This is a genomic window from Candidatus Pelagibacter sp. HIMB1782 (assembly GCF_052047475.1).
In the GTDB taxonomy this organism is placed as follows: domain Bacteria; phylum Pseudomonadota; class Alphaproteobacteria; order Pelagibacterales; family Pelagibacteraceae; genus Pelagibacter.
This window is the reverse complement of record NZ_JBNAKE010000001.1, coordinates 557,578-582,514: the sequence shown is the minus strand read 5'-3', so window position 1 is coordinate 582,514 and position 24,937 is coordinate 557,578. Positions and strand designations below refer to the sequence as shown.

Here is a 24,937-nt window from a genome sequence, read left to right as displayed (position 1 = left end):
TCTACCTATAATTGTAAAAAAATTATATCTAACCCATTCTAGGTCACTTTTTAGAAAGACTCTAATATGAAAATATGTTTTAGTGCTCGCCAAGTTAATTAACTAGAGGAGAATAAATGATTAAGAATAAGAAATCTTTGAAGAGTTCTAAAACTCCTTCAAGAAGAAAGTTCTTCAAAGCAGCGGCAGCAACTGGTGCAGCAACAGCAGCAGCAGTAGCTATGCCAAACATTGCTTTAGGTGACGGTCACGTTACTTTAAAAATGCAAGCTGCTTGGCCATCAGGTGCTAACATCTTTTTCGAAATGGCGTCAGACTATGCGAAAATGGTTAGCGATATGTCAGATGGTAAATTAAAAATTGACGTTCAACCAGTTGGAGCAGTTGTAAAAACTTCTGAAATTGGACAAGCGGTTAGTTCTGGAGTAGTAGATATGGGTCACTGGGTGACAGCATACTGGTACGGAAAAAACCCTGCTGCGTCTCTTTTCGGAACAGGTCCTTCATACGGAATGTCATCTCAAGAAGTTATGGGATGGATGGAGTATGGTGGAGGAAGAGCTTTATACGATGAAGCTGTAAAAAGCGTAGGATTTAATTACTACGGTTTCTTCCATATGCCAATGCCTGCACAGCCTTTTGGTTGGTTCAAAAAGAACGTAACTAAAGTATCTGATGTTAAAGGTATGAAGTACAGAACTGTTGGTCTAGCGACTAACGTTTTAACTGCTATGGGAATGGTTGTAAGACAGTTACCAGGTGGTGAAATCCAACCAGCCATGAAAACTGGTTTGATTGATGCTGCTGAGTTTAACAACCCAACATCAGACTCACAGTTTGGAATGCAAGACGTATCTAAACATTATCACTTAGGAAGTTTCCACCAATCTCAGGAAATGTTTGAAGTGCCGATTAACAAGAAAAGATACGATAGCCTTTCACCGGCTCATCAAGCTATCTTGAGAAATGCTGCTTACGCTGCAAACTCAGATAACTACTTCAAAGCATTGGTTAGATATTCAACTGACCTTGCTAAGTTGATGAACGAGCATAAGGTAAACGTTTACCAAACATCTGATGCAATTTTAGCTGAGCAATTAAAAGGCTGGGATAAAGTTGTAGGAGAGTTTGCTGCTAAAGACGCTTTCTTCAAGAAAGTAGTAGACTCACAAAAAGCATACGCTAAGAGAACTATGAAGTATCTGTTGATGAATCAACCGAACTACAAATTAGCTTATGAAAATGAGTTTGGTCCAATCGAAAAAGTTAAAATCTAATTAACTTTAAAATAAATTTAAAAGGGGGTTGAAAAACCCCCTTTTTTTTACACGTATTTTAATATATTTCTTTAATATGAAGTCATTTATTCAATTTGCAGATACTCTCAGCACATCGATGGGAAAAGCTTTTTCTTGGTGCATCGTAGTTTTAATGGGAGGAACTGTTTATGAAGTAGTGATGGCTTACGTTTTTAATTCTCCAACGCTATGGAATTTTGATTTTAGTATGCAAATGTATGGTGCAATTTTAATGATGTCAGGAGCTTATTGTTTAGCTACGGAATCTCACGTGAGAGGAGATGTTATATATAGATTGTTTAGTCAAAGAACCCAGGCTTGGATTGATTTAGTATTATATTTTATTTTCTTTTTTCCTGGAGTAATTGCATTAGCTTTTTATGGGTACGAGTACGCAGCACTTGCTTGGAAAATAAAAGAGACTAGTTGGAGTAGTCCAGCTCAAATTCAGATTTATATGGTTAAAACAATGATACCAGCTGCTGGTGTTTTATTAATCATTCAAGGGATTAGCGAGGTATTCAGATCAATTATTTGTATTCAAACAGGACAGTGGCCAGCAAGAATGGTTGTGGCTGAAGAAACAGAACAAGTTTTAATGAGAACAGCTCAAGAAGAGGACGATAAAAATGTTATTTAGTTTAACAAATCCAGAAATTGCAATTTTGATGATGGGTATGTTTTTGTTTGCAGTTCTCTTAGGTTTTCCGATTGCCTTTACTTTAATGGCTATGGGAATTGGGTTTGGATATTTTGCATATTACGATGCAACAATGATGGAGCACATTTTTGATAATCGTATATTCCAATTGTTTGTTCAAAACACTTACACGGTGATGGACAACAATGTTCTTACTGCTGTACCTTTATTTTTATTCATGGGCTATCTTGTTGAAAGAGCAGGAATTGTAGCTAAATTATTTTTTGCAATTAGATTGGCTGCACACAAGCTCCCAGCTTCAATGGCGGTAGCTGCATTAATTACGTGTACTTTATTTTCGACTGCAACAGGAATTATTGGTGCCGTTGTAACTTTGATGGGACTGTTAGCTTGGCCTGCAATGGTTAAAGCAGGATATGATAAAAAATTTGCGTCAGGAATAATTTGTGCTGGTGGATGTTTAGGAATTTTAATTCCACCAAGCATTATGCTTATTGTTTATTCCGTAATAGCCCAACTATCACCCTTAAGACTTTTTGCAGCAGCAATATTCCCAGGTTTACTTTTAGCAGGTCTTTATATTGCCTATGCAGTATTTAGAGCATGGTTAAATCCATCGATAGCTCCTAGACCTCCAAAAGAAGATATCCCACCAACTGGTGAAATTCTAAAAGAAGTTTTAGTTTCTTTCGTTCCGCTGTTTGGTTTAATTATGCTTGTTTTGGGAACTATTTTAGCAGGTATTGCAACTCCAGCAGAAGCAGCTGCAGCAGGAGCTTTTGGAGCAATCCTTTTATCATGGTTTTATAAAACACTTAAATGGCAAAACTTTAAAGAGTCTGTATTTTTAACCGCTAAGACAACTGCAATGATCATGTGGTTGTTTATTGGTTCCTGGACTTTCTCATCAGTATTTTCTTATTTAGGTGGACACGAAGTATTTGAGCACTTCTTTACTTCTATAAATATTACTACTTGGCAGTTTTTAATCATTACTCAAATAATCATTTTCCTTTTAGGATGGCCTTTAGAATGGACTGAAATTTTGATTATTTTTGTTCCAATATTCTTGCCATTGTTAGAGGTATTTGGTGTTAATCCATATTTCTTTGCAATGTTAATTGCTTTAAATTTACAAACTTCTTTCTTAACTCCACCAATGGCGATGTCAGCCTATTATTTAAAAGGAGTTCAAAAATCTAATGTAGAACTTTTGGATATATTTAGAGGAATAATGCCTTTCTTAGCAATTGTAATTTTTGCAATGTTTTTAATGTATATGTTCCCAGGAATAGCACTTTGGTTGCCAGAAACTTTATTTGCACAATAAAAAAAAATGACAGATGTTTTTTCGTTAAAAGTTGAAGAACTTGCTGGAAAAATTAAAGATTCTCAAATTACTTCAGTAGAGTTGTGCAAAATTTATATCGACAGAATAAACAAATTTGAAAAAGACGTAAAAGCATGGGCGCACTTTGACAAAAAACTTTTATTAGAAAAAGCAGCAGAGGCGGATGAACATAGAAATTTAGGAAAACCTCTTGGTCCACTTCATGGAATTCCTGTTGCAGTAAAAGATATTGTTGGAACTCTTGATATGCCTACAGAATGTGGAACATCAATAAGAAAAGGCAAATCATATTCTCAGAATGCTGAAATAGTTGATTTATTAATTTCAGCTGGTGCGATTGTGATGGGAAAAACAGCAACATCTGAATTAGCTTTTTTAGGCCCTCCAAAAACTACAAATCCTCATGATTATTCTAGAACTCCAGGTGGGTCATCTAGCGGATCTGCTGCAGCAGTAGCTTCTTTTATGGCTCCGCTTGCAATTGGTTCTCAAACAGGAGGTTCGGTTATAAGACCTGCATCTTATTGTGGAGTTGTTGGCTATAAGCCCAGTTATGGATTAATAAGTAGAAATGGAGTTCTTAAAACATCTGAAAAATTAGATCACATTGGTGTTTTTGGAAGATCGGTAGAAGATGTTGCTCTTCTTGCTAAAATTTTAATCAAAAAAGATAATTATGATACAGCAACAGTTCATTACTCTAGTGATGAAATGCTAGCAGAAACAAAAAAAGGACCTTTGTTTGATCCTAAATTTATTTTTTACAAAACTGATCATTGGAAGCTTCTTGGAAAAAAATCAAGAGAAGCATTTGAATACTTTATAAAATCATTCAAAAATAATATCGAAATTTTTGATACACCCTCGTACTTTAAAGATATTCATAAATACCATCAAATAATTCATGAGACAGATTTAGCTAATAATTTTTCACTCTATTATAAAAAGTATAAGAAAAAATTATCTAAGTATATGCAAGATGCAATTTCAAAAGGTAATAAACATTCTGCAAAAGAATATGCAGAAGCTATAGATTTTATGAAAAGAAGTTATGATTCTTATAAGGAAGTTTTTGAGGATTATCATGGAGTTTTATCCCCATCTAGTCCTGGAGTAGCACTGAAAGGTTTAAAAAGTACAGGAACGGCAGAATTTAATAAAGTTTGGTCTTATTTAGGTACACCTTGTATATCATTACCTATACTTCAAGGTGAAAACAATTTACCTTTGGGTGTACAATTAATTGGTGCAAAATATGATGATCAAAGATTTTTAGGTGTTGCTAATTGGTTAGAAAAGGAATGTAATAATTAAATGCAAAAATTTACAACATTTTTAGGTTCTCTTCTTGCAATTGCTTTTTTAGTAGGACTTGCAACAACGTTGACTAGATCATCGATGATTGGATTTTTTGATGTTCTTCCTGTTTATATTTTGATGGGTGGAGCAATCTTTATGATGGTTTACGAAGCGTTTTTCGATAAAAAATAATTTTTCTTAATATACAATTGTCTAATCAAAATAAAAATTTATTAGCTTTATCTCTTTTATTTATTCAACCAATATTTATGGCATCTAATTTAATTGTTGCTAGAGGTGGTGTTGAGTTTGTGCCCCCAATTTCGTTAGCTTTTTGGAGGTGGACGTTTGTATTTTTACTTCTTTTACCTTTCACATATTCATCATTAAAAAAAAATTTCAAAGTTATTAAAAATGAATACTCAAAATTATTTTTTCTAGGAGCAATGGGATGTGGAGTTTGTGGGGCGTTTCCTTTTTTAGCAGGTAAAACGACAACTGTTACAAATATGGGAATTATTTATACCTCATCTCCTATTTTTATAATTATGATTTCTGCAATATTTTTTAAAGAGAAAATTAATTTATTAAAAATTATTGGTTTGATTTCGTGTTTAGTTGGAGTTTTAGCAATTATTATTAAAGGAGATTTAAATTTACTTCTAAATTTAAATTTCACCATTGGAGATTTATGGATGTTGGCTGCTGCTATTGGCTGGGCTTTATATTCGATTTATTTATTTTACTGGAAATCTCAATTATCGATTTTTACTAGATTTTCTATGATATCTTTTTTTGGTGCAGTAAGTTTATTTCCATTTTATTTGGCAGAAGAAATTTATTTTGAACAAACTATATTTAATTCTGATTTTTTATTGTGGACTATATTTGCAGCCGTTTCACCAGGAATTATAGCATTTACTTTATATACGAAAGCTCAAGAAAGCTTAGGAGCTTCACTTACTGGTTTTACTTTGTATGTATTTACTATCTATGCAGCAATTTACGGATTTATATTGTTTGATGAAAATTTAGAAACATTTCATTATATTGGTACTGCACTTGTTTTTGTTGGAGTTTACTTAGCAAAGAAAAATTATGATACCAAAACCTAGGAAATTAATTTTGCAAATTATATTTTGGATCTTAGTTATATATTTTATTTTACTAGCTTATCTTTTTATATTTCAAAGAAACCTAATGTATCATCCCCAGGAAAATAATTATTCAGGAGATAAAATAGAAGTAGAAATAGAAAAAGTTCAAATTCAAACAGCAGATAACATTAGCCTTTTAGGATGGTTTCATGAAAAAGATTTGAAAAAATTTAAGACTGTTGTTTATTTTCATGGAAATGCAGGAAGCCTAGAAAATAGAATTCATAAATTAAATCATTTTAAAAATATGGATGTAAATTTTTTAATAATCGCTTGGCGTGGATTTAGTGGAAATTTAGGAAAACCATCTGAAAATGCTTTATATGAGGATGGAAAAAGTGCAATTAACTGGCTTAAAAATAAAGGTTTGAGTGACAGTGATTTAATCATTTATGGAGAGTCTCTTGGCACAGGAATTGCAACTGAGGTTTCTCAAAATAAAAAATATGCTGGTTTAATTTTAGAAACACCTTTCACTTCCATGATTGCTGCAGCTAAGAATTTTTATCCATACATTCCTGTCTCTCTAATATTGAAAGATAAATATAAAAATGATGAAAAAATAAAAAATATTAATATTCCAGTTTTAGTTATGCATGGTGAAAAAGATCAAATTGTTCCTTTTTCAATGGGAAAGAAGATGTTTGATTTAGCAAATGATCCAAAGTCCTCTTATTTTACCAAACATGACGATCATATGATGGAATTTGATAATAATATGGTTTTCCAACTAGGTTCATTTATAAAAAGTTTAAATTAAGCCACAATCAAAACAATTTTATTCCAAAAATTCTAATTAATTTCTAATCATGAAGAAATTATTCATTTATATTTTTTTGACTCTTCTTATTTCAGGAACCTCCTTTTCTAAAGAAAATTTGTCTTCAATTGAAAATTTATTTTTTCTTGATCAAATGAACTCGCATGATGAAAATTTTGCTTTGTATTTTAAACCAAGAGAAAAGGCTATATTAGCAAAAGGGGAAGTAAGTAATTACATCAATGATTACCCTAAAGATCTTTATATATATGATTATAAAACAGAAGTATCATCACCATTGATTTCTCATGAATGGTTTCCAAGAAAAGCAAAAAATTTTTTAAAGGAATATAATTTTCCAGTTTTTCCAGATGATTTTGCTTATTATCTATTAAAGGATAACAAAACATTGGTAATGATTAGTGCTGTTAAAAGTTTAAAAGTAAATTTCAAATACGATATTGTTGAAAAGAAATTAGATTTATATCCAACTAATGGAAAGTTTGATTTCATTATTTCCTCTATTGCAAAGGACTGTGGACACTACAAATTTAAGGATAATTACAGATGTAGTTTCTATAAACCTTTAATATCTAGTAATTTAATTAAGTAATTTGTGTAAACGCATCAGCAAATTTTTCAGCTTCAAAAATTTGCAGATCATCTTCCTTTTCACCTAAACCAAGTGCAATAATTGGTATTTTATACTTTTTGGCTACAGCCAGAAGTATTCCTCCCTTAGCTGTTCCATCTAATTTTGTCATCACTAAGCCTGTAATTGGGATAATTTTATTAAATTCTTCAACTTGATTTAAAACGTTTTGACCTGAAGTTGCATCTAAAACTAAAATCACATCATGAGGTGCACTTTCATCTATTTTTTTTGTAACGTTTGCTATTTTTTTATATTCCTCCATTAGGTTTTTTTTATTTTGCAGTCTTCCAGCAGTATCAATTAAAACTTGATTAAAATTGTTTGATATAGAAGTTTCTATTGCCTTAAAGGCTACAGATGCAGGATCAGATCCTTGTGAAGATTTTGTAATTTCAACATTAATTTTTTTTGCCCAATTTTCTAATTGCTCTATAGCAGCAGCTCTAAATGTATCTGATGCTGCCAACATAACTTTATTACCATTTTCTTTTAATATTTTACTAATTTTCCCAATAGTTGTTGTTTTACCAACGCCGTTAACTCCAGAAACTAAAATGGCATTAAGTTTTTCTTTATTTTTAAAAAATTCATTATTTTCTAAAGGTTTCATAACTGAGATAATGTAGTCTTTAAGAATATTATTTATCTCAGCAGTTAAATCTTTGTTTGGATCTATTTTTGTTTTTGAGATTATTTCTCTAATTTCTGAGGCAGAAGCTACCCCAACATCCGATTGAATTAAATAATCTTCAATTCTGTCTAAAGTTTTGTCATCAATTTCTTTTTTGACAACTATATCTCTTAGGCCCGATGTAAAAGCTGAAGCACTTTTTTTAAATCCTGATTTAAATTTTTCGAAAATTCCCATTAAATTTCTATATCAATTTCTTTTATATCAGAAACAGGACCTTTCATGTGGATACTATTGTTTTCATCTATAGATATCGTCAATCTTCCAGTAGAAAATTCGATGTTAACTTTATCGCTAGCAAGTCCTGCCTGCTTAGCAGCAAAGGCAGTAGCACAAGCTGCAGTTCCACATGCTTTTGTCAAACCAGCTCCTCTTTCCCAAACTTTTACCTTTATTAACTCTTTGTCTACTATTGTGGCTATTGTGACATTACATTTTTCTGGAAACAGTTTGTGGTTTTCTATTTCTGGGCCAATTTTTTCTATTTTGAATTGTTCGTTGTCTTCCACAAAAAAAATTATATGAGGATTTCCCACATTGACGGCCGTTCCTCCAAAAAATTCATTATTATTTGAATCAACAATTTTAATATTTAAGTTTTTAGTTTCTAATTCTTGAGATAATGGAATTTCATTCCATTTAGTTCTGCCCAAACCAATTTCAGTAGATACTAATTTTTTTCCTAAAATATGAGATTTTAAATGGCCAGATAAAGTTGTTAATATAATTGTGTCTTTATTTTTTTCTTTTCCTAATAGCTCAGCCACACACCTTGTACCATTTCCACATGCACCAGAAACCCCGCCATCAGAGTTAAAAAATTCTATTGAAGCATCGTAATCTTGGTCTTTATTAATTAATATAAGTTGGTCGCATCCTATAAAGTTTCTGTCACAAATTTTAATTATTTGGTCTTTGGTAAGATTTGTAACTTTTTCTCTATTATCAATAATTACAAAATCATTGCCTAAACCGTCCATTTTAAATGCTTTAATATTCATAATTAGATATTTAACTTATTTATTGACTTTTTGAACCTCTATTATAGGTTGTTGCCGTTTCCGCAAAAACATTAACTTTGCGGTGTCTTTGGAAACAAAGAGATCGACACTAGTCAGCGAGAGTTCGCCCACTAGTGCGTTACTGCTATGCGTAACAAAAAAATATATGTTTGAAAATTTAACAAATAAATTTGAAGAAATATTTTCTTCTTTAAAAAAAGCACCCTCTCTGAATGAAGCTCAGGTAGATGAGGGCCTGAGAAGTATTAGGCAAGCATTGCTTGAGGCAGATGTTTCTTTAGATGTTGCAAAAGAATTTGTTGAAAACGTAAAACCTAAAGCTTTAGGACAAGAAATCATAAGATCAACTTCTCCTGGAGATATGGTTGTAAAAATTGTCTACGATGAGCTAGTAAACTTACTAGGTTCTAGCAATGCAGACATAAATTTAAATGCTGTACCACCAGTTCCTATGATGATGGTTGGTTTGCAGGGTTCGGGTAAGACAACTTCTACTGCAAAATTAGCTAAATATTTAGAAGATAACAAAAAGAAAAAAGTGATGATGGTCAGTTTGGATATTTATAGGCCAGCAGCACAAGAACAGCTTAGATCTTTAGGTGAACAGAATAATATTTTGACACTTCCAATTATTGAAGGTCAACAACCAACTGATATTTGCCAAAGAGCCATGAGTGCAGCAAATCTAAATGGAGCAGATATAATTTTGTTTGATACAGCTGGGAGAACTCAAATTGATTTACAAATGATGAGCGAGATCAAGCAAATTGAGAGCATTATTAATCCAGCAGAAACTTTTCTTGTAGCGGACTCTCTTACAGGTCAAGTTGCTGCTTCAGTTGCAAAAGAGTTCAAAAACACAGTTAACTTGTCTGGAATAATATTAACTAGAGCTGACGGTGATGCCAGAGGTGGAGCTGCCGTGAGTATGAAATATGTATCAAATGTTCCAATAAAATTTTTGGGTATAGGTGAAAAAATAGAAAATTTTGAGGTATTTCATCCAGATAGAATAGCAAATAGAATTTTAGGAATGGGAGACATTGTTTCTCTTGTAGAAAAAGCTGCTCAAGATTTAGGTGAAGAGAACATTAAAAAAGCTGAGGAAAATTTAAAAAAGGGTCAATTCTCTATGGAAGATTACCTTTCTCAATTAAGACAAATGAAAAAAATGGGAGGCATTGAGGGGATCATGTCTTTTATGCCAGGAGTATCTAAAATTAAATCTCAAATGGATTCAGCGGGGATTGACGAAAGTATTATAACAAAAAACGAAGCTATCATTTTATCAATGACAAAAAAAGAGAGAGAGAATCCAAAAGTAATTGATGGTTCAAGAAAAAAAAGAATTGCTAATGGCTCTGGCACAGATCCAGCCACTATCAATAAATTGCTTAAGCAATTTAAAATGATGTCTGAAATGATGAAAAAGATGTCAAAAGGAAATCTGAAAGGTATGTCTGATCAAGGGATACCACCAGAGCTATTTAATAAACTAAAATAATAAAATAAGGAGAACAAATGTTAAAACTTAGATTATCAAGGGGAGGCTCTAAAAAGAGACCAGTTTACAAAGTTGTTGTAGCTGACAGTCGTTTCCCAAGAGATGGAAGATTTATAGAAAAAGTTGGTTTTTTTAACCCACTACTTCCTAAAGATAAAAAAGAAAGAGTAGGTCTTGAAGCTGAAAGAATTAAATATTGGCTAGGTCAAGGCGCTAAACCAACAACAAGAGTTGCAAGAATTTTAGGTGAAAATGATTTAATCCCTATGCCAGCAGCTGGAAATAATCCAAATAAAGCTGTTCCTAAAAAAGAAAGAAATAAAAAAGAGGAAGATGCTGCAGAAGCTCCTAAAGCTCCAGCAGCAGAAGCAGCTCCAGCAGCAGAAGCAGCTCCAGCAGCAGAGGCTCCAAAGGAAGAAGCTCCTAAAGCAGAAGCAGCTCCAGCAGCAGAGGCTCCAAAGGAAGAAGCTCCTAAAGCAGAAGCAGCTCCAGCAGCAGAGGCTCCAAAGGAAGAAGCTCCAGCTGAGGAAAAAAAATAAACTAAGGACAGTATATGTGGCAAGCTCAAGTGTTTACACTTTATCCAGATATTTTTCCTGGTCCTTTATCTAAAGGTCTATATGGAAAAGCAATGTCTAAAAATATTTGGAATTTAAAAGTAGTAAACATTAGAGATGCTGCTGATGATAAACACAAAACTGTAGATGATACTCCTTATGGAGGTGGTTCAGGTATGTTGATGAAGGCTGATGTATTAGCAAAATCATTAGATCAAAATAAAAATGAGGGAGAAAAAATATTATATTTATCTCCAAGAGGAAAAAAATTTGATCAAAATTATGCCAAAGAACTATCAAAGGAAAAATCGGTTTCGATAATTTGTGGACACTTCGAAGGAGTTGATGAAAGAGTGTTAAGCACGAGAAATATAGAAGAAGTTAGTATTGGAGATTTTATTTTATCAGGAGGAGAGTCAGCAGCATTTGTGGTGATTGATAGTATTTTGAGACTTTTACCCGGTGTTCTGGGAAATGAGAATTCTACGGTAAACGAAAGTTTTGAAAATGGATTATTAGAGTATCCTCAGTTCACAAAACCTCAAATTTGGGAGGAAAAAGCGGTTCCAGAAGTACTTTTGTCAGGAGATCACAGTAAAATTAAACACTGGCGTTTATCTCAATCTGAGGCTATAACACGCGTCCGAAGACCAGATTTATGGGAAAAATATAAGAAGAATTAATTTGATAAATATAACTATGAAAACAATTGAAGAGATAAATCAACATAACGTTAAAAAAATACTTTCAGAAAAAAAGATACCTGAATTCTACCCTGGAGATGTAGTTAAAGTAGGTGTTAGAATTACAGAGGGAAAAAAAGAGAGAATTCAATATTTTGAAGGCGTTTGTATTGCAAAAAAAAGCAGAGATTTAAACTCGTCTTTTACAGTTAGAAAAATTTCTTTTGGTGAAGGTGTTGAAAGAACATTTCCACTTTATGGAACTCTAATTGACTCAATTAAAGTTATTAGATCAGGAAAAGTAAGAAGAGCAAAATTATATTATCTAAGAGATAGAACAGGTAAATCAGCAAGGATTGCTGAAAAAATTAGAAAAAAAATTGGTATTGATGTTGATGCAAAACCTGAAACAGTTACTGAAGAAAATGTAGCGCCACCAACAGAAGCTCCAAAGGAAGAGGCTCCTAAAGTAGAAGCAGCACCAACTGCAGAAGCTCCAAAAGAAGAAGCCCCTAAGAAAGAAGAAGCTACTGCCGAACAATCAACAGAAAGTACTTCAGAAAAAAAATAATTTTTTTTTCAATGTCCACTACTCTTTACGATAAAATTTGGAATGATCATTTAGTAGATCAGCAAGAAGATGGAACAGCTTTATTGTTTGTCGATAGACACTTAATTCATGAAGTTACTAGTCCACAAGCTTTTGAAGGTTTAAGAAATTCAAATAGAAAAGTTCGTCATCCTAATTTAACTTTAGCTGTTGCTGACCATAATGTTCCAACGACAGATAGAACTAAAGGGATATCAGACCAGGAATCTAAAATACAAGTTGATACATTAGAATCAAATTGTAAGGAATTTGGTGTGCAGCTTTTTGGTATGGATGATAAACGACAAGGAATTGTTCATATTATTGGACCAGAACAAGGCTTTACTCAACCAGGAACAGTTATTGTATGTGGAGATAGTCATACTGCAACTCATGGAGCTTTTGGATCATTAGCTTTTGGTATTGGAACATCTGAAGTTGAACATGTTCTAGCAACGCAAACACTCGTTCAAAAGAAAGCAAAAAATTTTAGAATTAATGTTAATGGAACACTTCCATTAGGAGTAACATCTAAAGATGTAATACTTCAAATCATTGGAAAGATTGGTACTGCAGGTGGAACAGGTTGTGTAGTTGAATATGCAGGAGATTTAATAAGATCTTTGAGTGTTGAACAGAGAATGACTATTTGCAATATGACCATTGAGGGTGGCGCAAGAGCTGGATTAATTGCTCCAGATGAAAAAATATTTGAATATTTAAAAGGTAAACCCATGTCTCCAAAAGGAGAAAATTGGGAAAAGGCACTGGAATACTGGAAGAGTTTAAAAACAGATGCTGATGCAAGTTTTGATAAAGAAATAAATCTTAATGCAAATGATATATTACCGATGATTACTTGGGGAACTTCACCTCAAGATGTAATTACAATTGATGGAAAAGTACCTAATCCTCAAAATGAAAAAGATGAGGATAAAAAGAACTCAATTGAAAGAGCACTAAAATATATGGGATTAGCACCCGATATGGCAGCAACTGATATCAAGATAGATAAAGTATTTATCGGAAGCTGTACAAATGGAAGAATTGAAGATTTAAGAGAAGCTGCCAAAATCTTAAAGGACAAAAAAATATCATCTCATGTAAATGCTATTGTAGTTCCCGGGTCAGGATTAGTTAAAGAACAAGCTGAGCAAGAAGGTTTAGATAAAATATTTGTAAATTCAGGATTTGAATGGAGAGAGCCAGGCTGTTCTATGTGTTTAGCAATGAATGCAGATAAATTAAAACCAGAGGAAAGATGCGCATCTACTTCAAACAGAAACTTTGAAGGAAGACAGGGAAGAGGCGGTAGAACGCATCTAGTAAGCCCTGGGATGGCAGCTGCAGCTGCAATCTCAGGTAATTTAGATGATGTAAGAAAGTATCAAAGTTAAATGCAAAAATTTAATACATTAAAAAGTATTCCAGCTTATTTACCAATCGTAAATATCGATACAGATATGATTATTCCTAAGCAATTTTTAAAAACAATAAAAAGAACTGGACTTGGAAAAAATTTGTTTTTTGAAATGAGATATGACGATAATGGAAAAGAAATTAATGATTTTGTATTAAATCAAGAACCATTTAATAACTCAAAAATTTTAATTGCAGGAAACAATTTTGGGTGTGGTTCATCAAGAGAGCATGCTCCATGGGCATTGTTAGATTTTGGAATTACTTGTGTGATTAGTTCAAGTTATGCAGATATTTTTTATAGTAATTGTTTTAAAAATGGAATTTTACCAATAATTCTCGAAGAAGAAAAAATAAAAGAACTTTCTGAATACGCAAATAGAAAAGAGGAAATTTCTGTAGACTTAAATGATCAAAAAATTATTTATGGAAACAACGAAATTAAATTTGAAATAGATCCATTTAAGAAAAAATGTTTGCTAGAAGGTTTAGACGACATTGCTCTTTCTTTAAAAAAATCTGACAAAATTGAAAATTTTGAAAATCAATTAAAAGATAAAAAACCTTGGATTTTTAATGATTAAAGTTAAAAAAAGAAAAATTCTATTATTACCAGGAGATGGTATTGGACCTGAAGTAATTGAAGAGGTTAAAAAAATAATTAATTGGTTCAATGATAAAAAATCCTTAGACTTTGAAATAGATGAAGATCTTGCTGGTGGATGTTCTTACGATAAACACGGTACACCAATAACAGATGAAGTTTTTTATAAAGCTTTAGAGAGTGAAGTTGTCATGCTTGGTGCAGTAGGAGGACCTAAGTGGGATAATATTGAGTTTTCAAAAAAACCTGAGAGAGCTTTATTAAAATTAAGAAAAGAATTAAAATTATTTGCAAATTTGAGACCTGCAATATGTTTTGAACAATTAGTTGGCGCATCAACACTTAAACCAGAAGTGGTTTCTGGTTTAGATATAATGATTGTAAGAGAATTAACTGGTGGAATTTATTTTGGTGAACCGAGAGGTATTAAACCAATAGAAAATGGTGAAAGAAAAGGAATAAACACTCATACTTATACTACTAGTGAAATTACTAGAGTTGCAAGAGTTGCTTTTGATCTTGCTAGAAAAAGATCAAACAAAGTTACCTCTTGTGAGAAATCTAATGTGATGGAAGCTGGACAACTATGGAAAGAGGAAGTTCAGGAACTTCATGAAAAAGAATACAAAGATGTTGAGCTAAGTCACATGCTTGCAGATAACTGTGCAATGCAATTACTTAGAAATCCAAAACAATTTGATGTAATTGTTACTGATAATCTATTTGGTGATATGCTTTCAGATCAAGCTTCAATGTTAACAGGATCTTTAGGGTTATTACCTTCTGCATCTTTAGGTGCAAAAAATAAAGATGGTGAAATGAGAGCAATGTATGAACCTATACATGGTTCAGCTCCTGATATTGCAGGAAAAGGGCTAGCAAATCCAATCGCAACAGTATTAAGTTTTGCAATGGCTTTAAGATATTCTTTAGATCTTGATAATGAAGCTGATGCTTTAGAAAATGCTGTACAAGCTGTATTAAATGACGGTCTAAGAACGAAAGATATCCTTTCTGAGGGCATGAAAGAAGTATCTACCTCGCAAATGGGCGATGCGATAATTTCAAAATTGCAATAAATCTCTAAGTATTCTAAGCTTTTTAAATGCCAAGTTATTCTGCACCTGTCAAAGATATGATGTTTCTCTATGAAAAATTAAGAGATAACAAAAATTATAATGATCTTGAAAGATATAACGAAGTTAGCTCAGATTTGGTTAAAGATATTTTAGAAGAAGCAGCTAAAATCAATCAAAATTTAATTTTACCACTTGCTAAAGCAGGCGATGAAAATCCAGCAATTTTAGAAAATGGTGTAGTTAGAACACCACCAGGATACAAAGAAGCTTATCAGAAATATATTGAGGATGGATGGACTTCATTGTCATGCGATCCAAAATATGGTGGTCAAGGAATGCCAAAAACAGTTAGTGCTTTTTTTGACGAAATGCTGTCTTCAGCTAGTTTATCTTTTAAACTTTATAGTGAATTAAGTATTGGAGCATACAATTGTATTAATCATCACGCTACTGATGAAATAAAAGATAAATATTTACCTAAAATTGTAGAAGGTAAATGGAGTGGCACGATGTGCTTAACAGAACCTGTTTGTGGTACCGATTTAGGTTTACTTAAAACAAAAGCAGTTAGTCAATCCGATGGAACTTATAAAATAACTGGCCAAAAAATTTTTATCACATCAGGTGATCATGACTTAACAGAAAACATTGTTCATTTAGTCTTAGCAAGATCTACTGACTCTCCTCCTGGAACAAAAGGAATAAGTTTATTTTTAGTACCCAAGTTTTTAGTAAATCAAGATGGATCGGTTGGACAAAGAAATGGTATTTCAACAGGATCTATTGAAACAAAAATGGGAATTAAAGGTTCGGCAACTTGTGTCTTAAACTTTGATGATGCAACAGGATACATGATTGGTCCTAAGGACAAAGGTTTAAATGCAATGTTTACTATGATGAATCTTGAAAGAATTGTAGTCGGTATTCAGGGATTGGGTATTTCAGAAATTGCTTACCAAAATTCACTTGCTTATGCAAAAGAGAGAAAACAAGGAAAAACTAATAATTCTAAATCTACAAATGGTGCAGATTTTATTATTGACCATGCAGACATAAGAAGAACTTTATTAAACATGAAATCAATAATTGAGGGAGAAAGAGCTTTATGCTTTTGGCTGTCTCAACAAACTGAAGTTAGTCTTCATCATCCAGATGAAAAAATTAAACAGGAAGCTTCTGATTATGTTTCTTTGATGACACCTGTAGTTAAATCTTTATTTACTGATTTAGCTATGGAGATTACGAGTGATGCTATGCAGATTCATGGAGGGTACGGTTATACTAAAGACCAAGGTATTGAACAGTTATACAGAGATAACAGAATTACACCGATATACGAAGGAACTAATTCAGTTCAAGCTGCTGATTTAGTATTTAGAAAATTAATAAATAGAAATGGTGATGTAATTTCTAAATTTTTAGAAATGATAAAATCTGAATGTGAAAACAAACATGAAAAGGTAAAATCTTTTACAAAAGATCTTACATATTATCTTGATATTTTATCAAAGTTCACTGGTTGGATTGTAGATAAAAGTAAAATCGAAAAAGATGATGTTTCTGCAGCTGCAAATGACTATTTAAAAACACTTGGTTATATTTCGATTGCTTTTTCATGGATAAAAATCTTAGAAATCAGTTTTAAAGATTATGAAGAAAATAAAGAGTTTTATTCAGACAAAATTAATACAGCTACATTCTACTTTGAAAAAGTGTTACCAAGAGCAGAATATCATTATAAATCTGCAGTTTCAGGTAGCTCAAATATAATGAAGTTTAAATTTAATTAATAATGAATCATTACGACATTAATCTGGATAGAAATAATGCAAATTATGTTCCATTAACACCACTAACATTTTTACAAAGAGCCAAAGATGTTTATCCTGATTATGAGGCTATAGTTTATGAGGATAGAAGCTATACTTGGAATGAAGTTTATAAAAGAGCAGTAAAATTTGCCAGTGCACTTACTAAAATTGGTATTCAAAAAGGAGACACAGTATCTTTTTTAGCTTTTAATACTCCTGAAATTTTTGAGGCACACTACTCAGTTCCAATGACAGGAGCAGTTTTAAACACAATAAATATAAGATTAGATGCCAATACAATTAATTATATTTTAAATCATAGTGATGCGAAGGTATTAGTTGTAGATAGACAATTACATGTAGAAGTAAAAAAAGCTTTAAAAAATTTAAATAAAAATATCACTGTTATAGACATTAACGACAAACATGCTGATCAATCGAAATTGGAAAAAATTGGAGATTTAGAATACGAAAGTTTTTTAAATACTGGAGATGAAAATTTTGATTGGAAAATGCCTGATGATGAATGGCAGGCAATATCTTTAAGTTATACTTCAGGTACAACTGGCAATCCTAAAGGTGTTGTTTACCATCATAGAGGTGCGTACTTAATGTCTACGGGAAGTACTGTTGCCTGGAACATGCCTAATCGTTTAAACTTTTTAACAGTTGTACCTATGTTTCATTGTAATGGCTGGTGCTATCCATGGACAGTTCCAATGTTAAATGGAAGAACAATTTGCTTAAGAAATATTGATGTTAAGAAAATTTTTGAGCTTATTGATAAATATGACATTACTCATTTTGGAGGAGCACCAATAGTTTTAAATATGATAACTGGAGCTCCAGAAAGTGATAGAAAAAAATTAAAGCATAAAGTTTATGTCTTAACTGCTGGAGCACCTCCGCCAAGTATTATTTTTAAAAAAATGAAATCTCTTGGATTTGAAGTTATGCATGTTTATGGTCTTACAGAAACATATGGTCATGTTACACAATGTGCGTGGAATGATGGATGGAATGATTTAGATGAAGATAAACAAAATGAGATTAAAGCAAGACAAGGAGTAAGGTATCCTAATACAGAAGGAGTAACAGTTTTAGATCCAGAAACGATGAAAGAAGTTCCTAAAGATGGAAAAACTATCGGTGAGATCATGATTAGAGGAAACGTAGTAATGAAAGGTTACTTTAAAGACAAAGAAGCTACCGATAAAGCAATGAAAGATGGATGGTTTCATAGTGGTGACTTGGCAGTTATGTTTCCTGATGGATATGTAAAAATCCAAGATAGATCGAAGGATATTATTATCTCAGGGGGAGAAAATATTTCATCAATAGAAATTGAAAATACATTGTCTAAACATCCTTCAGTTTCAATAGCAGCGGTAGTTGCTAAACCAGACGAAAAATGGGGAGAAGTACCTTGTGCTTTCATCGAGATGGTTCAAGATAAGCCTGTTAGTGAAAAAGAATTAATTGATTTTTGTAAAGAAACTTTGGCTGGATTTAAAGTTCCCAAAAAGGTTGTTTTTTGCGAACTACCTAAGACATCAACTGGAAAAATACAGAAGTTTGAACTGAGAAAAAAAGTTTAGGAATCTAATTGAATTTTGAAATCGAAAATAAAAGTATTTTTGCTTCAGACAATGGCAAAGGTATAGATAAAAACAAAGATACCATTGTTTTTCTTCATGGAAGTGGCTTATCTCATATTGTTTGGTCATTAAGTGAGCAATTTTTTTCAAATAATAATTTCAATGTATTATCTATTGATCTACCAGGACATGGAAATTCTGAGGGGCCATGTTTAAAAACTATTGAGGAAATAGCAGAATGGTTGGAACTTGTATTTGATGCCTTAGATCTTCAAAATTTAATTTTAGTTGGTCATTCACAAGGATGTTTAGAAATACTTGAGTATTCCCATAGATACAAAGATAGACTAAAAAAAATAGTCTTTGTAGGTGGATCTAATAAAATGCCTGTTCATCCTGATTTGATTGAGCTTGCAGAAAATGGAGATTCTGATGCAGTAAAGTTAATGATGAAGTGGGGATATGAAGGTTCAAAAAAATTTATAGGTGGAAATCCAGTTGAAAGAATTATTCAATCTCCAAAAGATATAAGTGAAATACTTGCTGTAGATCTTATAGCTTGTAATAATTACAAAAATGGTTCAACAGCAGCTGAATCTATCGAGGTTCCATCAATGCTTGTTTTTGGTTCTTTAGATAAAATGGTTAATTTAGAATCTGGAAAAAAATTCTCTCAATTAATCAAAAATTCAACTATTCATGTAATTGAAGGATGTGGGCATATGATTATGATTGAAAAAGCATTTGAAATGCGGGACAAGGTTTTAGATTTTTTAAATAAATGAAAAATTATTCAATAGCAAAATCTAGAAGACTTAGAAGTACACCTTATACTTCAAGAATAGAAAAACAAGGTGTAACAGCTTATACAATCTATAATCATATGTTGCTTCCAGCAGCCTTTGGATCTGTAGAAGATTCTTATCATCACTTAAAAGAACATGTTCAAATTTGGGATGTTGCAGCAGAAAGGCAAGTTGAAATTTCAGGAAAAGACTCAGCTAAATTAGTTCAATTAATGACTTGTAGAGATTTATCTAAATCTAAAGATGGTAGATGTTATTATTGTCCTATTATAGATGACCAAGGTGGATTAATTAATGATCCTGTAGTGCTGAGATTAAGTCAGGAGAAATGGTGGATATCCATTGCAGACTCTGATGTAATTTTATTTGCAAAAGGATTAGCAATTGGAAATAAATTTGATGTGAAAATCTTTGAACCAAATGTAGACATCATGGCTGTTCAAGGTCCAAAATCATTTAAGTTAATGGAAAAAGTATTTGGCGAAAAAATAACTAAATTGAAATTTTTTGGATTTGATTATTTTAATTTTGAAGGAGTTGACCATTTAATTGCACAATCAGGTTGGTCTAAGCAAGGTGGCTATGAAATTTATGTTCAAAATACAGAGTCTGGTCAAAAATTATATGATCATTTATTTGAAGCTGGTAAAGAATTTAATGTTAAGCCTGGATGCCCTAATTTAATAGAGAGAATTGAAAGTGCTCTATTATCATTTGGAAACGATATGGATAACAATGATAACCCGTTTGAGTGTGGTTTTGACAAGTATGTTAACTTAGATAGTGATGCAAAGTTTTTGGGTAAGGAAAAATTAATAAAAATAAAAGAAGAAGGAATTACCAAAAAATTGATGGGTATAAAAATTGATATTAATGAAATCAGTGTAACAGGTTCTCTAGATTTGACAGATGAAAACAACAACCTAATTGGAGAATTAAGATCTGCTTGCTATTCACCTCACTTCAAAAAAGTAATTGGTATAGCTATGATGAAAAAAGGATACTGGAATCCTGAGCAAAATGTAAAAGTTGTTGTAAATGGACATAATTGCGCTGGAAAAGTTTGCGATTTACCTTTCATTTAGTATAACAACCCCATCATGAATATAGCTATAGTCGGAGCCACGGGCAATGTTGGAAGAAAAGTACTAGAAGTACTTGAGAGGAAAAATTTGCCTATTTCAGAAATTTTTTTAGTTGCATCTGAAAGAAGTGCGGGTTCAAAAATTAATTTTAAAGGAAAAGACATAGAAGTTGAAAATTTAGAGACTTTTGATTTTTCAAAAGCAAAAATTACTTTTTTTGCAGCAGGTGGAAAAATTTCAGAAGCTTATGCTTCAAAAGCAGCAAGCGAGAGCATTGTAATAGATAATTCTAGTTTTTATAGAATGGACCCTGATGTTCCTTTAATTGTACCTCAAGTAAATGCAGATGACTTAAAAAATATAAAAAAAAATATTATTGCTAATCCTAATTGCTCAACTGCACAATTAGTCTTACCATTAAAACCAATCCATGATTTATTTAAAATAAAAAGAGTAGTTGTAGCTACATATCAGTCAGTATCTGGTGGTGGTAAAGCACCAATGGATGAATTAGTAGAACAGACTAAGCTAGCACTAGAAAACAAAGCAATTGAATCAAAAAATTTTACAAAACAAATTTCATTTAATTTAATTCCACATATCGATGTATTTGCTGATGACGGATACACAAAAGAGGAATTAAAAATGACCAATGAGACTAAAAAAATTCTAGATCAAAATATTGAATTATCAGCAACTTGTGTAAGAGTACCAGTTTTAGTTTCTCATTCTGAAGCAGTAAATTTAGAATTAGAAAAAGAATTTACAATTGATCAAATTAAAGAATGTCTTGAGAAAATGGAAGGCTGTAAAGTTATTGATGAGAGACAAGATGGTGGATATTCAACACCACTTGAAGCGGCTGGAAAAGATGAGACATTCATTTCAAGAATTAGAGAAGATAAGACTAAAAAGAATTGCTTAAATATGTGGATTGTCTCAGATAATTTACTTAGAGGTGCAGCCTTAAATGCAGTTGAAATTGCTGAAACATTAATAAAAAATAATTTTTATGGAAAGTAAAAGACCTCTTTCTCCTCATATACAAATTTATAGATGGCACATATCATCATTAGTATCTATTTCTCATAGAATTACTGGAATAATAAATATCTTAGCAATAACTTTAGTTTGTGTCTGGGTTTCTTGGCTAATTTTAGGAGAACCAAAATATGATTCGATAAACTTTTTTTTTAATTCGTTTATTGGAAAATTTGTTGCAATAGGGTTAGCTTGGTCTTTTAGTTTTCAAATACTTAGTGAAATCAGACATTTAATAATGGATATGGGTTATGGCTATGAACTGAAGACTACTCGTATAACAGGTTTGATGGTGATCTTTGGTTCATTAATTTTAACTATTTTATTTTACTTAATTGGAAAAAACTTTTTTTAATATGAATTTAGCTACAAAAAAATGGGTGTTTTTAAAATTATCATCAATAATTTTAGTCCCTTTAATGTTTTGGTTTATAATTAATTTCATATCAGTTTATGATGGAGATTATTCTGAAGTGGTTAGTTTTTTTTCAAACAAAACAAATAAGTTTTTATTTAGTATATTTTTAATTTTTGCTTATTTTTTTTCTGCCTTAAGTATTAGTGAGGTTTTTGAAGACTATATTTCTAATGAAAAAACCAAATATGTCGCAAACAGACTTCTCTATATTTCTGCTATAATCATCCCATTATTAACAATAATAATTTTACTTAATCTAAAATAATGAGCGCTTATAATATTATAGATCATGAATATGATGTAGTTGTCTTAGGAGCTGGCGGATCTGGCTTGAGAGCTGCTGTTGGGTTAAGCGAAGCTGGATTGAAAACAGCTTGTATTTCAAAAGTATTTCCAACTAGAAGCCACACATCTGCTGCACAAGGAGGTATTTCAGCTGCACTTGGAAACATGGGAGAAGATGACTGGAGATGGCACATGTATGACACGGTTAAAGGTGCAGACTGGTTAGGAGATCAAGATAGTATTGAGTATTTATGTAAAGAAGCTCCAAAAGCTGTTTTAGAATTAGAAAAATATGGAGTTCCATTTAGCAGAACTGAAGAGGGAAAAATATATCAAAGACCTTTTGGTGGAATGACAAAAAATTATGGAAATGGAATTGTACAAAGAACATGTGCTGCTGCGGATAGAACTGGTCATGCAATTCTTCATACGCTTTATGGACAAGCCTTAAAACATAACACTGAGTTTTTTATAGAATATTTTGCATTAGACCTTTTAATGAAAGATGGAGCGTGCAAGGGATTAATTGCATGGAATTTAAATGATGGAACAATCCATAGATTTAGAGCTCATACTGTAATTATAGCTACAGGTGGATATGGGAAAGTCTATTACTCAGCTACATCAGCGCATACTTGTACTGGAGATGGAAATGCAATGGTATTAAGAGCTGGATTGCCTCTTCAAGATATGGAGTTTGTTCAATTTCATCCAACAGGAATTTATGGTCATGGCACGTTAATAACAGAAGGTGCTAGAGGTGAGGGTGGTTATCTAACTAACTCTAAGGGTGAAAGATTTATGGAAAGATATGCTCCAAATGCAAAAGATTTAGCATCAAGAGATGTTGTTAGTAGATCAATGTCTATTGAAATAAATGAAGGAAGAGGAGTTGGAAAAGATCAAGATCATGTTCATTTAAACTTAAGTCATTTAGATAAAGATATTATTGAAAGTAGACTTCCAGGAATTACTGATGCTGCAAGATTATTTGCAAATGTAGATGTAACTAAAGAGCCTATACCTGTTGTCCCAACAGTTCATTATAATATGGGTGGTATTCCAACAAATTACAAAGCAGAAGTTTTAACTGTCAATGGCTCAGAAAAAACTGTTCCAGGTCTGATGGCTATAGGAGAAGCAGCATGTGTATCTGTTCATGGTGCGAATAGACTTGGCTCTAATTCATTAATTGATTTAGTAGTATTCGGAAGAGCCGCAGCAAAAAGAGCAGCAGAATTAGTTAAACCTGGAACTCCTCATGAAGAACTACCTGAGACTGAGACACAAAAATGTTTAGATAGATTTGATAAGTTAAGAAATGCAGATGGAAATAATAGTACTGCAGAACTTAGACTTTCAATGCAAAAAACAATGCAATCTAAATGTGCAGTATTTAGAACAGAAAAAAATTTAAAAGAAGGCGTTGATGATATTAGAAAAACTTATGATGGAATGGACTCTATTTCTGTTAAAGATAGATCTTTAGTATTTAATACTGATTTAGTTGAAACTTTAGAATTTGATAATTTAATTAGACAAGCAGTAACAACAGTAGAATCTGCATATCACAGAAAAGAAAGCAGAGGAGCTCATGCAAGAGATGATTATCCAAATAGAGATGATGATAAATTTATGCAACATACTCTTGCTTGGTGTGATGGAAAAAATACAAAAATTAGTTATAGACCAGTCCACAAGTCAACTTTGACTAATGAAGTTCAATATTTCCCACCACAAGAGCGGGTATACTAATGGTACAATTGAATTTACCAAAAAATTCTGAAGTCAAAAAAGGTAAATATTTTAAAGATAAAACAGGCTCTAAAAATCTTAGAAAAGTAAATGTTTATAGATGGGACCCTTCTACCGAAGAAAATCCAAGAATTGATACTTATGAAGTCGATATGGATAATTGTCCTTCAAAAGTTTTAGATATTTTAAATAAAATTAAAAACGAAATTGACCCAACATTAGCTTATAGAAGATCTTGCGCTCATGGCGTTTGTGGTTCTTGTGCTATGAACATGGGTGGCAAAAATGGTTTAGCGTGCACAACTCCACATTCGGAAATTGATGGAGATATAGACATATATCCGCTACCGCACTTGAAAGTTAAAAGAGATTTAATTGGTGATTTAGATGGTTTGTATAAACAGTATCAATCTATTGAACCTTGGTTAAAAAATAATTCAAAAAAAGAAACAACAGAAATTTATCAATCTCAAGAAGATAGGGCAAAACTTGATGGCGCTTATGAATGTATTATGTGTGCATGTTGTTCAACATCTTGCCCAAGTTATTGGTGGAATGGAGACAAATATTTGGGTCCAGCAGTGCTTCTGCAAGCATATCGATGGATTGTTGATAGCAGAGATGAAGAAAGAAAAGCAAGATTAAAAAAAGTTGCTGATGAATTAAAACTTTATAGATGTCATACTATTTTAAATTGTACAAATGCTTGTCCTAAAGGGTTAAATCCAGCAAAAGCAATTGCAGAAATTAAAAAAATGTTAGCTACGGCCAATGTTTAAATAGACTATTAAGTTTTTTTGATTTAAAAG

General features: G+C 32.1%; 26 protein-coding genes. 24 read left to right on the top strand and 2 right to left on the bottom strand.

The window, feature by feature from the left end:
* Positions 1-116 precede the first annotated feature (116 nt).
* The 8 genes from ACTTAO_RS03020 to ACTTAO_RS02985 all read left to right on the top strand — a co-directional run bounded on the left by ACTTAO_RS03020 (position 117) and on the right by ACTTAO_RS02985 (position 7,139).
* On the top strand, positions 117-1,277 hold the full coding sequence (locus tag ACTTAO_RS03020; protein ID WP_075505835.1) for a TRAP transporter substrate-binding protein: 1,161 nt from the start codon (positions 117-119) through the stop codon (positions 1,275-1,277).
* Positions 1,278-1,353: 76 nt separating this feature from the next.
* The gene (locus tag ACTTAO_RS03015; protein ID WP_440635401.1) at positions 1,354-1,938 is read left to right on the top strand and encodes a TRAP transporter small permease subunit; all 585 of its coding nucleotides are present in this window, start codon (positions 1,354-1,356) and stop codon (positions 1,936-1,938) included.
* Positions 1,928-3,289 carry a TRAP transporter large permease gene (locus ACTTAO_RS03010; protein WP_075505833.1) on the top strand — a complete coding sequence of 454 codons (1,362 nt, stop codon included), beginning with the start codon at positions 1,928-1,930 and terminating at the stop codon, positions 3,287-3,289. Before ACTTAO_RS03015 ends, ACTTAO_RS03010 begins: the two co-directional genes overlap by 11 nt.
* Positions 3,290-3,295: 6 nt before the next feature.
* Positions 3,296-4,624 carry an amidase gene (locus ACTTAO_RS03005; protein WP_440690842.1) on the top strand — a complete coding sequence of 443 codons (1,329 nt, stop codon included), beginning with the start codon at positions 3,296-3,298 and terminating at the stop codon, positions 4,622-4,624.
* The gene (locus tag ACTTAO_RS03000; RefSeq protein WP_179850415.1) at positions 4,625-4,801 is read left to right on the top strand and encodes a hypothetical protein; all 177 of its coding nucleotides are present in this window, start codon (positions 4,625-4,627) and stop codon (positions 4,799-4,801) included.
* A gap of 17 nt (positions 4,802-4,818) precedes the next feature.
* Entirely contained in the window at positions 4,819-5,724 is a 906-nt protein-coding gene (locus ACTTAO_RS02995; protein ID WP_440690841.1) for a DMT family transporter, read from the top strand.
* Positions 5,725-5,809: 85 nt separating this feature from the next.
* The gene (locus ACTTAO_RS02990; protein WP_440690840.1) at positions 5,810-6,526 is read left to right on the top strand and encodes an alpha/beta hydrolase; all 717 of its coding nucleotides are present in this window, start codon (positions 5,810-5,812) and stop codon (positions 6,524-6,526) included.
* A 49-nt stretch (positions 6,527-6,575) separates the two neighbouring features.
* Positions 6,576-7,139, top strand: a complete 564-nt coding sequence (locus tag ACTTAO_RS02985; RefSeq protein ID WP_440690839.1) for a hypothetical protein — start codon at positions 6,576-6,578, stop codon at positions 7,137-7,139.
* Here ACTTAO_RS02985 and ftsY read toward each other — a convergent pair.
* Both ftsY and dapF read right to left on the bottom strand, forming a co-directional pair.
* Complete coding sequence (gene ftsY, locus ACTTAO_RS02980; RefSeq protein WP_440690838.1) at positions 7,132-8,049, bottom strand: signal recognition particle-docking protein FtsY; 918 nt, start codon at positions 8,047-8,049, stop codon at positions 7,132-7,134. The two genes, ACTTAO_RS02985 and ftsY, sit on opposite strands and share 8 nt — an antisense overlap.
* Positions 8,049-8,873, bottom strand: a complete 825-nt coding sequence (gene dapF / locus ACTTAO_RS02975; RefSeq protein ID WP_440690837.1) for a diaminopimelate epimerase — start codon at positions 8,871-8,873, stop codon at positions 8,049-8,051. The genes ftsY and dapF overlap by 1 nt, the downstream gene beginning before the upstream one ends.
* Before the next feature lie 166 nt (positions 8,874-9,039).
* On the opposite strand from dapF, the gene ffh reads away from it, so the two are divergent.
* Genes ffh through ACTTAO_RS02895 form a run of 16 tightly spaced genes read left to right on the top strand, consistent with a single transcriptional unit; the run spans position 9,040 to position 24,907 of the window.
* Positions 9,040-10,398, top strand: a complete 1,359-nt coding sequence (gene ffh / locus ACTTAO_RS02970; protein ID WP_262589911.1) for a signal recognition particle protein — start codon at positions 9,040-9,042, stop codon at positions 10,396-10,398.
* A gap of 17 nt (positions 10,399-10,415) precedes the next feature.
* Positions 10,416-10,937, top strand: a complete 522-nt coding sequence (gene rpsP, locus ACTTAO_RS02965; RefSeq protein WP_440690836.1) for a 30S ribosomal protein S16 — start codon at positions 10,416-10,418, stop codon at positions 10,935-10,937.
* 14 nt (positions 10,938-10,951) lie between these two features.
* The gene (gene trmD, locus ACTTAO_RS02960; RefSeq protein WP_440619077.1) at positions 10,952-11,638 is read left to right on the top strand and encodes a tRNA (guanosine(37)-N1)-methyltransferase TrmD; all 687 of its coding nucleotides are present in this window, start codon (positions 10,952-10,954) and stop codon (positions 11,636-11,638) included.
* Positions 11,639-11,654: 16 nt separating this feature from the next.
* Positions 11,655-12,209 (top strand): 50S ribosomal protein L19, encoded by a 555-nt coding sequence (gene rplS, locus ACTTAO_RS02955; RefSeq protein ID WP_440690835.1) that lies wholly within the window; start codon positions 11,655-11,657, stop codon positions 12,207-12,209.
* Positions 12,210-12,220: 11 nt separating this feature from the next.
* A complete protein-coding gene (leuC, locus tag ACTTAO_RS02950; protein ID WP_440650858.1) occupies positions 12,221-13,624 on the top strand; it encodes a 3-isopropylmalate dehydratase large subunit in 1,404 nt (467 codons plus the stop codon).
* On the top strand, positions 13,625-14,230 hold the full coding sequence (leuD, locus tag ACTTAO_RS02945; RefSeq protein WP_440613682.1) for a 3-isopropylmalate dehydratase small subunit: 606 nt from the start codon (positions 13,625-13,627) through the stop codon (positions 14,228-14,230).
* On the top strand, positions 14,223-15,329 hold the full coding sequence (leuB, locus tag ACTTAO_RS02940; protein ID WP_440690834.1) for a 3-isopropylmalate dehydrogenase: 1,107 nt from the start codon (positions 14,223-14,225) through the stop codon (positions 15,327-15,329). Before leuD ends, leuB begins: the two co-directional genes overlap by 8 nt.
* 26 nt (positions 15,330-15,355) lie before the next feature.
* Positions 15,356-17,119 carry an acyl-CoA dehydrogenase family protein gene (locus ACTTAO_RS02935; protein ID WP_440650859.1) on the top strand — a complete coding sequence of 588 codons (1,764 nt, stop codon included), beginning with the start codon at positions 15,356-15,358 and terminating at the stop codon, positions 17,117-17,119.
* A 2-nt stretch (positions 17,120-17,121) separates the two neighbouring features.
* Positions 17,122-18,738, top strand: a complete 1,617-nt coding sequence (locus ACTTAO_RS02930) for an acyl-CoA synthetase (RefSeq protein WP_440690833.1) — start codon at positions 17,122-17,124, stop codon at positions 18,736-18,738.
* A gap of 8 nt (positions 18,739-18,746) precedes the next feature.
* Positions 18,747-19,523: an alpha/beta fold hydrolase gene (locus ACTTAO_RS02925; RefSeq protein WP_440690832.1), complete on the top strand. Its 777-nt coding sequence runs from the start codon at positions 18,747-18,749 to the stop codon at positions 19,521-19,523.
* Positions 19,520-20,629, top strand: coding sequence for a dimethylsulfoniopropionate demethylase (locus ACTTAO_RS02920; RefSeq protein ID WP_440690831.1), 1,110 nt, complete (start codon positions 19,520-19,522; stop codon positions 20,627-20,629). The genes ACTTAO_RS02925 and ACTTAO_RS02920 overlap by 4 nt, the downstream gene beginning before the upstream one ends.
* Positions 20,630-20,644: 15 nt before the next feature.
* Positions 20,645-21,652 carry an aspartate-semialdehyde dehydrogenase gene (locus ACTTAO_RS02915; protein WP_440690830.1) on the top strand — a complete coding sequence of 336 codons (1,008 nt, stop codon included), beginning with the start codon at positions 20,645-20,647 and terminating at the stop codon, positions 21,650-21,652.
* On the top strand, positions 21,642-22,025 hold the full coding sequence (sdhC, locus tag ACTTAO_RS02910; RefSeq protein ID WP_440690829.1) for a succinate dehydrogenase, cytochrome b556 subunit: 384 nt from the start codon (positions 21,642-21,644) through the stop codon (positions 22,023-22,025). Before ACTTAO_RS02915 ends, sdhC begins: the two co-directional genes overlap by 11 nt.
* A 1-nt stretch (position 22,026) precedes the next feature.
* Positions 22,027-22,353, top strand: coding sequence for a succinate dehydrogenase, hydrophobic membrane anchor protein (sdhD, locus tag ACTTAO_RS02905; protein WP_440635420.1), 327 nt, complete (start codon positions 22,027-22,029; stop codon positions 22,351-22,353).
* A complete protein-coding gene (gene sdhA / locus ACTTAO_RS02900; protein WP_440690828.1) occupies positions 22,353-24,128 on the top strand; it encodes a succinate dehydrogenase flavoprotein subunit in 1,776 nt (591 codons plus the stop codon). Before sdhD ends, sdhA begins: the two co-directional genes overlap by 1 nt.
* Positions 24,128-24,907, top strand: coding sequence for a succinate dehydrogenase iron-sulfur subunit (locus tag ACTTAO_RS02895; protein ID WP_440675733.1), 780 nt, complete (start codon positions 24,128-24,130; stop codon positions 24,905-24,907). Before sdhA ends, ACTTAO_RS02895 begins: the two co-directional genes overlap by 1 nt.
* Positions 24,908-24,937: the final 30 nt, after the last annotated feature.

Coding starts and splice junctions, on each gene's coding strand:
- ACTTAO_RS03020 (WP_075505835.1), top strand. CDS start 117: ATGATTAAGAATAAGAAATCTTTGAAGAGTTCTAAAACTCCTTCAAGA.
- ACTTAO_RS03015 (WP_440635401.1), top strand. CDS start 1,354: ATGAAGTCATTTATTCAATTTGCAGATACTCTCAGCACATCGATGGGA.
- ACTTAO_RS03010 (WP_075505833.1), top strand. CDS start 1,928: ATGTTATTTAGTTTAACAAATCCAGAAATTGCAATTTTGATGATGGGT.
- ACTTAO_RS03005 (WP_440690842.1), top strand. CDS start 3,296: ATGACAGATGTTTTTTCGTTAAAAGTTGAAGAACTTGCTGGAAAAATT.
- ACTTAO_RS03000 (WP_179850415.1), top strand. CDS start 4,625: ATGCAAAAATTTACAACATTTTTAGGTTCTCTTCTTGCAATTGCTTTT.
- ACTTAO_RS02990 (WP_440690840.1), top strand. CDS start 5,810: ATGTATCATCCCCAGGAAAATAATTATTCAGGAGATAAAATAGAAGTA.
- ACTTAO_RS02985 (WP_440690839.1), top strand. CDS start 6,576: ATGAAGAAATTATTCATTTATATTTTTTTGACTCTTCTTATTTCAGGA.
- ftsY (WP_440690838.1), bottom strand. CDS start 8,049: ATGGGAATTTTCGAAAAATTTAAATCAGGATTTAAAAAAAGTGCTTCA.
- dapF (WP_440690837.1), bottom strand. CDS start 8,873: ATGAATATTAAAGCATTTAAAATGGACGGTTTAGGCAATGATTTTGTA.
- ffh (WP_262589911.1), top strand. CDS start 9,040: ATGTTTGAAAATTTAACAAATAAATTTGAAGAAATATTTTCTTCTTTA.
- rpsP (WP_440690836.1), top strand. CDS start 10,416: ATGTTAAAACTTAGATTATCAAGGGGAGGCTCTAAAAAGAGACCAGTT.
- trmD (WP_440619077.1), top strand. CDS start 10,952: ATGTGGCAAGCTCAAGTGTTTACACTTTATCCAGATATTTTTCCTGGT.
- rplS (WP_440690835.1), top strand. CDS start 11,655: ATGAAAACAATTGAAGAGATAAATCAACATAACGTTAAAAAAATACTT.
- leuC (WP_440650858.1), top strand. CDS start 12,221: ATGTCCACTACTCTTTACGATAAAATTTGGAATGATCATTTAGTAGAT.
- leuD (WP_440613682.1), top strand. CDS start 13,625: ATGCAAAAATTTAATACATTAAAAAGTATTCCAGCTTATTTACCAATC.
- leuB (WP_440690834.1), top strand. CDS start 14,223: ATGATTAAAGTTAAAAAAAGAAAAATTCTATTATTACCAGGAGATGGT.
- ACTTAO_RS02935 (WP_440650859.1), top strand. CDS start 15,356: ATGCCAAGTTATTCTGCACCTGTCAAAGATATGATGTTTCTCTATGAA.
- ACTTAO_RS02930 (WP_440690833.1), top strand. CDS start 17,122: ATGAATCATTACGACATTAATCTGGATAGAAATAATGCAAATTATGTT.
- ACTTAO_RS02920 (WP_440690831.1), top strand. CDS start 19,520: ATGAAAAATTATTCAATAGCAAAATCTAGAAGACTTAGAAGTACACCT.
- ACTTAO_RS02915 (WP_440690830.1), top strand. CDS start 20,645: ATGAATATAGCTATAGTCGGAGCCACGGGCAATGTTGGAAGAAAAGTA.
- sdhC (WP_440690829.1), top strand. CDS start 21,642: ATGGAAAGTAAAAGACCTCTTTCTCCTCATATACAAATTTATAGATGG.
- sdhD (WP_440635420.1), top strand. CDS start 22,027: ATGAATTTAGCTACAAAAAAATGGGTGTTTTTAAAATTATCATCAATA.
- sdhA (WP_440690828.1), top strand. CDS start 22,353: ATGAGCGCTTATAATATTATAGATCATGAATATGATGTAGTTGTCTTA.
- ACTTAO_RS02895 (WP_440675733.1), top strand. CDS start 24,128: ATGGTACAATTGAATTTACCAAAAAATTCTGAAGTCAAAAAAGGTAAA.